The 12,498-nt window shown below is 70.9% G+C and carries 8 protein-coding genes; 3 read left to right on the top strand and 5 right to left on the bottom strand.

Annotated features, from left to right (window positions below; genetic code table 11):
- Positions 1-90 precede the first annotated feature (90 nt).
- Positions 91-2,016, top strand: a complete 1,926-nt coding sequence (gene dxs, locus OHU34_RS10705; RefSeq protein ID WP_142268109.1) for a 1-deoxy-D-xylulose-5-phosphate synthase — start codon at positions 91-93, stop codon at positions 2,014-2,016.
- Between the two features lie 167 nt (positions 2,017-2,183).
- Positions 2,184-3,707, top strand: a complete 1,524-nt coding sequence (locus OHU34_RS10700) for an amino acid permease (protein ID WP_142266624.1) — start codon at positions 2,184-2,186, stop codon at positions 3,705-3,707.
- Between the two features lie 58 nt (positions 3,708-3,765).
- Here the strand turns inward: OHU34_RS10700 and OHU34_RS10695 are convergent, their stop codons facing one another.
- Positions 3,766-4,137 (bottom strand): NYN domain-containing protein, encoded by a 372-nt coding sequence (locus OHU34_RS10695; RefSeq protein WP_142266625.1) that lies wholly within the window; start codon positions 4,135-4,137, stop codon positions 3,766-3,768.
- Positions 4,138-4,216: 79 nt separating this feature from the next.
- On the opposite strand from OHU34_RS10695, the gene OHU34_RS10690 reads away from it, so the two are divergent.
- Positions 4,217-5,233 (top strand): hypothetical protein, encoded by a 1,017-nt coding sequence (locus tag OHU34_RS10690; protein ID WP_142266626.1) that lies wholly within the window; start codon positions 4,217-4,219, stop codon positions 5,231-5,233.
- A 186-nt stretch (positions 5,234-5,419) separates the two neighbouring features.
- Here OHU34_RS10690 and OHU34_RS10685 read toward each other — a convergent pair whose 3' ends face one another.
- The 4 genes from OHU34_RS10685 to OHU34_RS10670 form a co-directional block, all read right to left on the bottom strand.
- On the bottom strand, positions 5,420-7,546 hold the full coding sequence (locus OHU34_RS10685; RefSeq protein WP_142266627.1) for a 3-hydroxyacyl-CoA dehydrogenase NAD-binding domain-containing protein: 2,127 nt from the start codon (positions 7,544-7,546) through the stop codon (positions 5,420-5,422).
- A complete protein-coding gene (locus tag OHU34_RS10680; protein WP_054243388.1) occupies positions 7,543-8,769 on the bottom strand; it encodes an acetyl-CoA C-acyltransferase in 1,227 nt (408 codons plus the stop codon). Before OHU34_RS10680 ends, OHU34_RS10685 begins: the two co-directional genes overlap by 4 nt.
- A gap of 158 nt (positions 8,770-8,927) precedes the next feature.
- Positions 8,928-9,965, bottom strand: coding sequence for a LacI family DNA-binding transcriptional regulator (locus OHU34_RS10675; RefSeq protein ID WP_142266628.1), 1,038 nt, complete (start codon positions 9,963-9,965; stop codon positions 8,928-8,930).
- Entirely contained in the window at positions 9,962-12,370 is a 2,409-nt protein-coding gene (locus OHU34_RS10670; RefSeq protein ID WP_405766030.1) for a glycoside hydrolase family 2 protein, read from the bottom strand. The genes OHU34_RS10675 and OHU34_RS10670 overlap by 4 nt, the downstream gene beginning before the upstream one ends.
- Positions 12,371-12,498 lie beyond the last annotated feature (128 nt).

Here is a 12,498-nt window from a genome sequence, read left to right as displayed (position 1 = left end):
GCATGGGCCGGAGTCGATCCGCCCGGGCGGAACATTAGACTCGACGAGCCCGGCAACAGCTCGATCAGCTTTTACTGCAAGGAGGCACGGGTGCCGCTGCTGACCCGCATCAGGGGACCGCGCGATCTGGACCGGCTCAGCCTGGAGGAGCTGGACCAGCTGGCAGGGGAGATCCGGACCTTCCTCGTCGACGCCGTGTCCAAGACCGGTGGCCACCTCGGCCCCAACCTCGGCGTGGTCGAGCTCACCATCGCCCTGCACCGGGTATTCGAGTCCCCGAAGGACAAGGTGCTCTGGGACACGGGCCACCAGTCCTATGTGCACAAGCTGCTCACGGGCCGGCAGGACTTCTCCCGGCTGAAGATGAAGGGCGGCCTGTCCGGCTACCCCTCGCAGGCCGAGTCCGAGCACGACGTCATCGAGAACAGCCACGCCTCCACGGTGCTCGGCTGGGCCGACGGCCTCGCGAAGGCCAACCAGATCCTCGACCGCGGCGACCACGTGGTCGCCGTCATCGGTGACGGCGCCCTCACCGGCGGCATGGCCTGGGAGGCGCTGAACAACATCGCCGACGGGGACCGCCCGCTGGTCATCGTCGTCAACGACAACGAGCGCTCGTACGCGCCGACCATCGGCGGTCTGGCCAACCATCTCGCCACCCTGCGCACGACGGACGGCTACGAGCGCTTCCTCGCCCGTACCAAGGAGGTGCTGGAGCGCACCCCCGTCGTCGGCAGACCCCTCTACGAGACGCTGCACGGCGCCAAGAAGGGCCTGAAGGACTTCATCGCCCCCCAGGGCATGTTCGAGGACCTCGGCCTGAAGTACGTCGGCCCGATCGACGGCCACGACATCGAGGCCCTGGAGTCCGCGCTGGCCCGCGCCAAGCGCTTCGGCGGCCCGGTCATCGTGCACTGCCTCACCGAGAAGGGCCGCGGCTACCAGCCCGCCCTCCAGGACGAGGCCGACCGCTTCCACGGCATCGGCCCCATCCACCCCGACACCGGTCTGCCGGTCAAGGCCTCGGGCGCCGACTGGACCTCGGTCTTCGGCGACGAGATGGTCGAGCTCGGCAAGGAGCGCGAGGACATCGTCGCGATCACGGCGGCGATGCTTCAGCCGGTCGGACTGAAGAAGTTCGCGGACACCTTCCCGAACCGCATCTACGACGTCGGCATCGCCGAGCAGCACGCCGCCGTCTCCGCCGCGGGCCTGGCGGCGGGCGGGGTGCATCCGGTGTTCGCGGTGTACGCCACATTCCTCAATCGTGCCTTCGACCAGGTCCTGATGGATGTCGCCCTCCACAAGTGCGGTGTGACCTTCGTACTGGACCGGGCCGGGGTCACCGGCACCGACGGCGCCTCCCACAACGGCATGTGGGACATGTCGATCCTCCAGGTCGTCCCGGGCCTGCGACTCGCGGCCCCGCGCGACGCCGACCAGGTCCGCGCCCAGCTGCGCGAGGCCGTCGAGGTCGAGGACGCGCCGACCGTCGTCCGCTTCTCCAAGGGCGCCGTGGGCCCCGCCGTACCCGCCGTGGGACGCGTCGGCGGCATGGACGTGCTGCGCGAGAGCGGCACCGAGAGCCCGGACGTGCTGCTGGTCTCCGTCGGCGCCCTCGCGCCGATGTGCCTGGAGATCGCGACCCTCCTCGACCGGCAGGGCATCACCACCACGGTCGTCGACCCCCGCTGGGTCAAGCCCGTCGACGAGGCCATGGCCCCGCTCGCCGAGCGGCACCGCGTGGTCGTCACCGTCGAGGACAACTCCCGCGTCGGAGGCGTCGGCTCGGCGATCGCGCAGGCCCTGCGCGACGCGGGCGTCGACGTCCCGCTGCGCGACTTCGGCATCCCGCCCCGCTTCCTCGACCACGCCTCCCGTGCCGAGGTCATGGCCGAGATCGGGCTCACCGCCCCCGACATCGCCCGTCAGGTCACCGGCCTGGTCTCCAGGCTCGACGGAAAGTACGGCAGCACGGCCGCCGAGGTCGACTCCGTGGAGTCCGCGCGCGACTGACGCCGGACCGACGCCGTCCCCGGCACGCCGACACACCCGGATGGGTCGGTTTCACCACTGTGAAGAGTGGTGAAACCGACCCATTCGCGTTAACGCGCCCGCGTCGGGGCATACGGTCTACGCCCCCTCTCGATCATGTCGAGGACGACACAGCGTGGGAGGTCCCCGTGAGCAGCACCCTCTTCCGGACGAAGAAGGTCGAGCAGTCCATCCTCGATACCGAGGAACCCGAGCACGCGCTCAAGAAATCCTTGTCCGCGCTGGATCTCACCGTCTTCGGTGTCGGCGTCATCATCGGCACCGGCATCTTCGTCCTGACCGGCACGGTGGCCAAGAACAATGCCGGTCCCGCCGTCGCCCTGGCCTTCGTCGCGGCCGGGGTGGCCTGCGCGCTCGCCGCGCTCTGCTACGCCGAGTTCGCCTCGACCGTGCCGGTGGCCGGCTCGGCGTACACCTTCTCGTACGCGTCCCTCGGGGAGCTTCCCGCCTGGATCATCGGCTGGGACCTGGTCCTGGAATTCGCGCTCGGCACGGCGGTGGTGGCCGTCGGCTGGTCGGGGTACATCGCCTCGCTGCTCGACAACGCGGGCTGGCACCTGCCGGCGGCGCTCAGCGGCAGGGAGGGAGCCGACGGCTTCGGCTTCGACATCCTCGCCGCCGCCCTCGTCCTGGTGCTGACCGCCATTCTCGTGGTCGGCACGAAGCTCTCCGCGCGGGTCACCTCGGTCGTGGTCGCCATCAAGGTGACCGTCGTCCTGACCGTGATCGTCGCGGGCGCCTTCCTCATCGACGGCAAGAACTACGACCCGTTCGTCCCGAAGGCGCAGCCCGTGCCGGCCGGCGACAGTCTGCAGTCCCCGCTCATCCAGCTGATGTTCGGCTGGGCGCCGTCCAACTTCGGCGTGATGGGCATCTTCACCGCAGCCTCCGTGGTCTTCTTCGCGTTCATCGGCTTCGACGTCGTGGCCACGGCCGCCGAGGAGACGAAGAACCCGCAGCGTGACATGCCCCGCGGCATCATCGGCTCCCTCATCATCTGCACCGTCCTGTACGTCGCCGTCTCGATCGTCGTCACCGGGATGCAGCACTACACCGAGCTGTCGGTCAGCGCCCCGCTCGCCGACGCCTTCAAGGCCACCGGGCACCCCTGGTTCGCCGGCTTCATCAGCTTCGGCGCCGCCGTCGGCCTGACGACCGTCTGCATGATCCTGCTCCTCGGCCAGACCCGGGTCTTCTTCGCGATGAGCCGCGACGGCCTGCTGCCGCGCTTCTTCTCCCACGTCCACCCGCGGTTCAAGACCCCGCACCGGCCGACCATCCTGCTCGGCGTCCTCATCGCGATCCTGGCCGGCTTCACCAGCCTCAGCGAACTCGCCGAGCTGGTGAACATCGGCACCCTGTTCGCCTTCGTGGTCGTCGCCATCGGCGTGATCATCCTGCGCAGGTCCCGCCCCGACCTGCCCCGGTCCTTCCGGACCCCGTGGGTGCCGTTCCTCCCGATCGTGTCGGTGTGCGCCTCGCTGTGGCTGATGCTCAACCTGCCCGCCGAGACCTGGCTGCGGTTCGGCATCTGGATGGTCATCGGGTTCGTCGTGTACTTCCTCTACGGCCGCTCGCACAGTCTCCTCGGACGGAGCCGGGCGGCATCCGCGGCCGAGGCCCACGGGCCGGGCCGCGGCGACACGGCGTAACGGCCGGGCAGCCGGCCCCGCGACCGACCGTACGGGGCCGGCTCCGGTGCCCTCCGCCTCAGTCCCGTACCGAGCGCGGGCCGGTCACGTCCGCGCCCAGTTCCGTCACCCGGCGGCGCAGCTCGCGGTCGGCCGTGACGACCAGGCGGGAGCGTCCCACCGACCCGGCCACCAGCTCGACGATACGGTCGTCCCCGCTGCCGGGCGCCGCCTCCACCCGTACGCCGGGTACCGGCTGCACCCCGCGGGCCGCGCCCTCCACGACGAGGACGATCTCCTGGGCCCCCTGGTGCCCCGGCAGCCCGGCGACGGCCAGCCGGTCGCGCAGCCGCTCCGCGGCCCCGCGCCGGTCCCGCCACCACCCGTCGGGCACCGACCCGACGACGTTCGCGGCGTCGACGATCACGAGCAGCGCGGCGTTGTCGTCCATGGGCCCAGAGTCGCACGGACGGCTTCCTGGGTGTGACCCTCGCGCGGGCGCCGTGAAGGGTCCGACATAAAGTGTTCGGGTGAACGGCGACTGGCTCATACGCGGCCGCGACGGGCGGCTCGGTGTCTATCTGATGTCGGACGACGCCGTCCTGTGCCGGGCGGAACGTACCCCGGGCGGGCCCTGGGAGGCCCCACGCAGGGTGGGCGGCGACCAGAAGGTGTATCCGGCCTCGGCCGTCGGCCAGGGCGCCGACGGTTACGCCCACCTGGCGTCCTGGCGGCCCACGGTGAAGGGGGAGGCGGGGCTGGTGCACTCCGCGCACTTCCGGCCGCACCTCGCCGCCCTGGACTGGACACCCATCGGCCATCCCAACAAGAAGGGCGACCGCACCGGCACGCCCGCCGTCGCGGTGGACGCCCAGGGACGTGCGCACGTCTTCGCCCGCAACATCGGCACGGGACTGTGCATGGTCGCCCAGAAGGAGAAGGGCGGCTGGGACCCGTGGCGCGACCTGAAGGGGCAGGGCGTCGAGGGGCCGCCGATCGCGGTGACGGGGGAGTCCGGCTGCGTCCAGGCGTACGCGGCCGTCTCCGGTGGGATCCTGCACTGGAGCCAGAAGGCGCCGGGCACCCAGCCGGTGCTCCAGGAGCCCCTCAAGACACCGGTCAGGCCCAGCACCCTCCGGGCCCTGGCCACCTCCCCGGAGCACACCACCCTCTTCTACACCGACGACTCCGGTGACGTGTGCGCGTGGCGTCCCGGCGCCGATCCCGTCCCCGTGCTCGCCGCCGCCGGACCCGGTCCGGTCGCCGCGATCCGTACCGAACTCGACGGTCACGACTGCACGTTGCTCGCCCAGCGTTCCGCGAGCGGCCGGGTCGCGTTCGCGGCGTATCCGACCGAACGGGAGTCGGCCGGCGCCTGGTGGGCCGAGTCGGGCCCCCAACTGCCCGCCGACGCCGTGGTGGCGCTCGCCAAGGACCACGAGGACCGGGTGGTCGCGGCGGCTCTGTCCCCGTCGACCGGCCTGCTCCAGCTCACCCGCCGCAAGGACGAGCCCGGCCTGGCCCTGATGGCCTGGCGGACGGTCTGACGCCGAGCAGTCGAACAAGTCGAACGACCCGCCGTGAAAGGCGACCGCCACGCCGAACGGAAGGCGCGGCGCTCCGGGGCCGGACAGGCCGGCGGAAACGCAGGAACGCAGCAAAGAGGGCCTCCGCCGGTGGCGGAGGCCCTCTTCATGTCCGCAGGCGCAGGACGGCTGCGGCGGTGACGACGGTTACGCCGGAACCGAGGCCACGCCCGGCGCCAGGAACTTCTTGCCGTTCACGCGCTCGGAGACACCCTCGCGGTCCAGGTACGGCGTGATGCCGCCCAGGTGGAAGGGCCAGCCCGCGCCCGTGATCAGGCAGAGGTCGATGTCCTGCGCCTCGGCGACGACACCCTCGTCGAGCATGAGCCCGATCTCCTGCGCCACCGCGTCCAGGACGCGCGCCCGCACCTGCTCCTCGGTCAGGACGGTGTCGCCCTGCCGCAGAAGCGCGGAGACCTCGGGGTCCAGCTCGGGCCTGCCGCTGTCGTAGACGTAGAAACCGCGCTTGCCCGCCTTGACGACGGCCGCGAGGTTCGCGGAGACCGTGAAACGGTCCGGGAACGCCCGGTTGAGCGTTTCCGAAACGTGCAGACCGATCGCCGGACCGACCAGCTCGAGGAGCACCAGCGGAGACATCGGCAGGCCGAGCGGTTCCACCGCCTTTTCCGCCACCGCGACCGGGGTGCCCTCGTCGATGACGTTCTGCACCTCGCCCATGAAACGGGTGAGAATGCGGTTCACGACGAACGCCGGGGCGTCCTTCACCAGAACGGCCGTCTTCTTCAGCTTCTTGGCGACGGCGAAGGCCGTGGCCAGCGAGGCGTCGTCGGTCTGCTCGCCCCGGACGATCTCCAGGAGCGGCAGGATCGCGACCGGGTTGAAGAAGTGGAAGCCCACGACCCGCTCGGGGTTCTTCAGCTTCGACGCCATCTCGGAGACCGACAGCGAGGAGGTGTTCGTGGCGAGGATCGCGTGCGCCGGGGCGACCGCCTCGACCTCCGCGAACACCTGCTGCTTGACGCCGATCTCCTCGAACACGGCCTCGATGATGAAGTCCGCGTCGGCGAAGCCCTCGGCCTTGTCCAGGACACCGGTCACCAGGGCCTTGAGGCGATTGGCCTTGTCCTGGTTGATGCGGCCCTTGCCGAGCAGCTTCTCGATCTCGGCGTGGACGTAGCCCACACCCTTGTCGACGCGCTCCTGGTCGATGTCGGTCAGCACGACCGGCACCTCGAGACGGCGCAGGAACAGCAGCGCGAGCTGCGAGGCCATCAGGCCCGCGCCCACCACGCCGACCTTGGTGACCGGACGCGCCAGGGACTTGTCCGGGGCGCCGGCCGGGCGCTTGCCACGCTTCTGCACCAGGTTGAACGCGTAGATACCGGCGCGCAGTTCGCCACCCATGATCAGGTCGGCGAGCGCGACGTCCTCGGCGTCGTAGCCCTGCTGAAGGTCGCCGTTCTTGGCGGCGGCGATGATGTCGAGGGCGCGGTAGGCGGCCGGGGCCGCGCCGTGCACCTTGCTGTCCGCGACGAACCGGCCGCGCGCGACGGCCTGGTCCCAGGCCTCACCGCGGTCGATCACCGGGCGGTCGACGACGATCTCGCCCTTGAGGACGGAGGCCGTCCAGAGCAGCGACTGCTCCAGGAAGTCCGCACCCTCGAACAGGGCGTCGGCGATGCCCAGTTCGTAGACCTGCACGCCCTTGAGCTGCTTGTTCTGGTTGAGCGAGTTCTCGATGATCACCGAGACGGCCTTGTCTGCGCCGACCAGGTTCGGCAGCAGCGTGCAGCCGCCCCAGCCGGGGACCAGACCGAGGAAGACCTCGGGCAGCGAGAAGGCGGGCAGCGCGGCGGACACCGTGCGGTACGAGCAGTGCAGGCCGACCTCGACGCCACCGCCCATCGCGGCGCCGTTGTAGTACGCGAAGGTCGGCACCGCGAGGCCCGACAGGCGCTTGAAGACCTCGTGGCCGCCCTTGCCGATGGCGAGCGCGTCCTTGTGCTCCTTGAGCAGCTCGACGCCCTTGAGGTCCGCGCCGACGGCGAAGATGAACGGCTTGCCGGTGACGCCGACACCGACGATCTCGCCGGCCGCCGCCTCCTTCTCGACCTGGTCGATCGCGGAGTCGAGGTTCGCGAGGGACTGCGGGCCGAAGGTGGTCGGCTTGGTGTGGTCGAAACCGTTGTCCAGCGTGATCAGGGCGAAGCGCCCGGCGCCGAACGGCAGGTCCAGGTGACGGACGTGCGCCTGGGTGACGACCTCGTCCGGGAACAGCTCGGCCGCGCCCTTCAGGAGTTCGGTGGTGCTCACTTGTCGCCTCCGGCGGACTCGAAGTGCGGGTTCTCCCAGATGACGGTGGCGCCCATGCCGAAGCCGACGCACATGGTGGTCAGGCCGTAGCGGACCTGCGGCTGCTCCTCGAACTGGCGGGCCAGCTGCGTCATCAGACGGACGCCGGAGGAGGCCAGCGGGTGACCGAAGGCGATCGCGCCGCCGTACTGGTTGACGCGCTCGTCGTCGTCCGCGATGCCGTAGTGGTCGAGGAAGGCCAGCACCTGGACGGCGAAGGCCTCGTTGATCTCGAACAGACCGATGTCGGAGATGGACAGGCCGGCCTGCGCCAGCGCCTTCTCCGTGGCCGGGATCGGGCCGTAGCCCATGACCTCCGGCTCGACACCCGCGAAGGAGTACGAGACGAGGCGCATCTTGACCGGCAGGTCGTGCTCGCGGGCGAAGTCCTCGGACGCGATGAGGGAAGCGGTCGCGCCGTCGTTCAGACCGGCCGCGTTGCCGGCCGTGACCCGGCCGTGGACACGGAACGGGGTCTTGAGGCCGGAAAGGTTTTCCAGCGTCGTTCCCGGGCGCATCGGCTCGTCGGCGGTGACCAGGCCCCAGCCCGTCTCACCGGCGTCCGGGTTGGTGCGGCGGACCGAGACCGGCACCAGGTCGGCCTGGATCTTGCCGTTCGCGTAGGCCTTGGCGGCCTTCTCCTGCGAGCGCACGGCGTACTCGTCGGCACGCTGCTTGGTGATCTGCGGGTAGCGGTCGTGCAGGTTCTCGGCGGTCATGCCCATGAACAGGGCGGACTCGTCGACCAGCTTCTCGCTGACGAACCGCGGGTTGGGGTCCACGCCCTCGCCCATCGGGTGGCGGCCCATGTGCTCGACACCGCCGGCGATGGCGATGTCGTAGGCGCCGAAGGCGACGGAGCCGGCGACCGCGGTGACGGCCGTCAGAGCGCCCGCGCACATGCGGTCGATGGAGTAGCCGGGTACGGAGGTCGGCAGACCGGCCAGGATGCCGGCGGTGCGGCCGAGGGTCAGGCCCTGGTCGCCGATCTGCGTGGTCGCGGCGATGGCGACCTCGTCGATCTTCTTCGGGTCGAGGCCGGGGTTGCGGCGCAGCAGCTCCCGGATCGCCTTCACGACGAGGTCGTCGGCCCGGGTCTCGTGGTAGATGCCCTTCGGGCCCGCCTTGCCGAACGGGGTACGGACGCCGTCGACGAAGACGACGTCCCTGACGGTACGAGGCACGATGGCTCTCCTCCAGGTGCGGGATGGCACTGCTGCGACACGCAAGCGCTGAGCGCGCGCTCAGGACCCATGCTACTTGTGGGTAACGTAGCTGCCCAGTCCCGGAGGGCCAAGCGGCGAACGTCACACCCCGGACGGGGCCGAAGTCACCCTCGCACTCAACCCCGCGGCGGCGCCGTCGAGCCCCGTGGTGTCAGCACGGGCGTCGGCACCGGATGCGATCCGGGGCCCGACCCGGTGATCACGCCGAACAGTGTCCGCGCCGCCTCCACTCCGAAACCGTGCACGTCGTGGCTCATCGCGGAGAGCGTCGGATGGGTGAGTCGGCACAACTGGGAGTCGTCCCAGGCGAGGAGCGAGACATCGCCCGGCACGCCGAGCCCCATCTCGGCCGCCACGGCCAGCCCGGCCACCGCCATGATGTCGTTGTCGTAAACGATTGCCGTGGGCCGGTCCGCCGGAGCGGCGGTCAGCATCGACCGCGTCGCCCGTGCCCCCGCCTCCCCGGAGTAGTCCGTGGCGACCTGCCACGCCCCGGCCAGGCCCAGCGTCCGCGCCGCCGCGTCGAAGGCCGCGGTCCGCATCACCGTGTGCCCGAGCGCCGCCGCGCCTCCCACCCGTGCGATCCGCCGGTGCCCGAGCGCCGCGAGATAGCGCACCGCCTCCGTCACCGCCGTCGCGTCGTCGGTCCACACGGACGTCAGGCTCCCGGTCAGCGTGGGGTGCCCGACCGCGACCACGGGCATCCCGAGCCGCTCGGCCGCCGCCACCCGGGGATCGTCGGCCCGGAAGTCGACCAGGATCGAGCCGCCGATCTGCCGCCCCCGCCACCAGGACTCCAGGAGCCCCGCCTCCTCCTCGACGGTGCGCACCAGCCTCAGCAGCAGCGAACAGGAGTGCTCGGTCAGCACGCTCTCCACCCCGGAGACGAACTCCATGTAGAACGGCTCCAGGCCCAGCATCCGGGCCGGCCGGCAGATCGCGAGCCCCACCACGTCCACGCGCGAACTCGACAGCGAGCGTGCCGTGAGGTTCGGTTCCCAGCCCAGCTCCCGCGCCGCCGCGAAGATCCGGTCCCGGGTCGCCTCCGACAGCCCCGGCTTGCGGTTGAAGGCGAGCGACACGGCACCCTTGGACACGCCGGCGCGCGCCGCCACGTCCTTTATGGTGACGCGGGACGACGGGGAGGCTGTCATCGAGCGGGCTCCTGGCAGTACAGCGCGGCCCGGGCGGCGGCGGCATCCGGAGTCTCCCAGCCCTCGACCCCGATGGTCACCCGTTCCCCGGGCAGCAGGGTCACGAGCCCCCGGTCGGCCCGAACCCCCGGTCCCAGCCGGTCGGCCTGGAGCAGCAGATCCCGTACGAGGGTGTGGGCCGTCACCGTGACGCTCCCCGGGGCCGCGGTCACCTCGAACTGCGGCTGCGGGTAAGGGATGTCACGGTCGGGGACCGGGAAGTGCGCCGCCCGCAGACCTCCTTCGCCCGCGGCCTCGCCCGACCCGGGAGAACCCTCTGCGTCGGCCACCAGGAACTCCTTCGCCCCGCCCGGCTCCAGGCCCGCCGGCACCCGTACCTCGCCCACCGCCCGTGCACCGACCGCCAGTTCCACGCTCGACGTGCCGAGCACCTCCCCCTCCACCGACATCCGCCGCAACGACAACGTCCCCGTCCACGGCTCACCCGACTGGTTCACGGCGGCCAACACCAGTTCGCCGCAGCGCACTTGGAAGGTGAGCAGCCGGTCCGCATAGAGCCGCCGCAACTCGTGGTACAGCGGTTTCTCCCGCCCGTCCCCGTCGATCGCCGCCCAGGACGTCACCGGCCAGCAGTCGTTGAGCTGCCAGACGATCGTGCCCGCGCACACCGGCCAGTGCGACCGCCAGTGCTCGATCCCGGTCGCCACGGCGCGCGCCTGGTTGACCTGCGTGAGGTAGTGCCAGCGGTCGAAATCGTCCTCCGGTACGGCGAAGTGGCGTGCGAGGCCGCGCTCCAGCTTGCCGTTGCCGTCCTCGGCCTTCTGGTGATGCAGCATGCCGGGGGAGTCCGCCGCGAGTTCCTCGCCGGGCAGCGCCCGCAGCACAGTCGCGTGGGCGGGCGGCGCCTGCCAGCCGAACTCGGCCACGAACCGCGGCACTTCGCTCCGGTACTCGGCGTAGTCCTGCCGGTTCCACACGTCCCACGAGTGGTGCGTGCCGTGCGCCGGGTCGTTGGGATGGTGCTCCCACGACCCCGACCACGGGCTTCCCGCCGTGTACGGCCGCGTCGGATCCAGCTCGGCCACGACACGCGGAAGCACACCCAGGTAGTACCCCTCGCCCCAGGAGTCCCCGCCGAGCCGCTCCTCCCATCCCCAGTCCCTGAACCCCCACAGGTTCTCGTTGTTGCCGTTCCACAACACGAGCGACGGATGCGGCATCAGCCGGACGACGTTCTCGCGGGCCTCCGCCTCCACCTCGCCCCGCAACGGCTGCTCCTCGGGGTAGGCCGCGCACGCGAAAGGGAAGTCCTGCCACACCAACAGCCCCAGTTCGTCGCAGGCGTCGTAGAAGTCCTCGCTCTCGTAGATTCCGCCGCCCCAGACCCGGACCAGGTCGACGCCGGCGTCGGCCGCCTGTCGCAACCGCTTCCGGTAACGCTCCCGGGTCACCCGGGACGGAAACACGTCGTCCGGGATCCAGTTCACGCCCCTGGCGAAGAGCCGCTCCCCGTTCACCACGAGAGTGAAGCCGGTTCCGTGAGCGTCCGCGGAGGTGTCCAGCACGACGCTGCGGAACCCGACGCGCCGCCGCCAGACATCGAGCGGCGCGCTCCCGTGATGCAGGGTCAACTCGACCTCGTACAGCGGTTGCCCGCCGTATCCACGCGGCCACCACAGCTCGGCGTCCGGCACCTCGACACGCACGACACCGCCGGTGCCCGTCACCTCGGCGCGCGCCGACCGTCCCGCCACCCGGGCCTCCAGCGTGAGCCCGGCCTCCACCCGGGTCCGCTCCACCTCCACCCGCAGCTCGACGATCCCGACGCCCTCTTCGACGGTCACCAGCGGGCGCACCCGGGCCAGCCGCGCCGTCGACCAGCGCTCCACCCGCACCGGCCGCCAGATCCCGGCCGTCACCAGGGTGGGCCCCCAGTCCCAGCCGAACGAGCACGCCATCTTGCGGAGGTACTGGTACGGCTCGGTGTAGGGGGACGGACGGTCACCGACCTTGCCGCGCACGGCCTCCGCCTCGACGTAGGCCGAGACGAACCGGACCGCCAGCGGCCCCTCGAGCCCCGTCACGTCGAAGCGGTACGAGCGGTGCATGTTCCGCACCCGGCCGAGGGGCTGACCGTTCAGGGTGATCTCCGCGACCGTGTCGAGTCCGTCGAAGACCAGGTCGGTCTGCTCGTGCCCGGACGGCCCGGCCGGCAACTCCCTCTCGTACGTCCACTCGCGCCGGCCCACCCACGCGACCTCCTTCTCTCCCAGGCCGATGAACGGGTCCGGGATCACCCCGGCGGCGAGCAGATCGGTGTGCACACAGCCCGGCACCACGGCCGGGAACGGCTTTCCCTCGTGCCGCAGGTGCCATCCGTCGTCGAGCGGTGAGGCCTCCAGCATGCGCACTCCCTAAACCGGTCAAGCCCACAACTGAGCGCCACTTCTTCATCGTTGGCGGGAATCGGACTTTACCGGTTGAGGGAAGCGCTGCCAGAGTGCCGAATCAGCCAACCCGCTCGTGTTCGACC

It is taken from the genome of Streptomyces sp. NBC_00080 (genome assembly GCF_045041255.1).
GTDB lineage: Bacteria > Actinomycetota > Actinomycetes > Streptomycetales > Streptomycetaceae > Streptomyces > Streptomyces coriariae.
Note: the sequence above shows the minus strand (reverse complement) of the source record. Positions and strands in the feature narration are given on the sequence as shown.

Excerpts from the sequence above, each read along its gene's own strand:
- OHU34_RS10695 (WP_142266625.1), bottom strand. The coding sequence starts at position 4,137 with ATGGACGACAACGCCGCGCTGCTCGTGATCGTCGACGCCGCGAACGTC.
- OHU34_RS10670 (WP_405766030.1), bottom strand. The coding sequence starts at position 12,370 with ATGCTGGAGGCCTCACCGCTCGACGACGGATGGCACCTGCGGCACGAG.
- OHU34_RS10675 (WP_142266628.1), bottom strand. The coding sequence starts at position 9,965 with ATGACAGCCTCCCCGTCGTCCCGCGTCACCATAAAGGACGTGGCGGCG.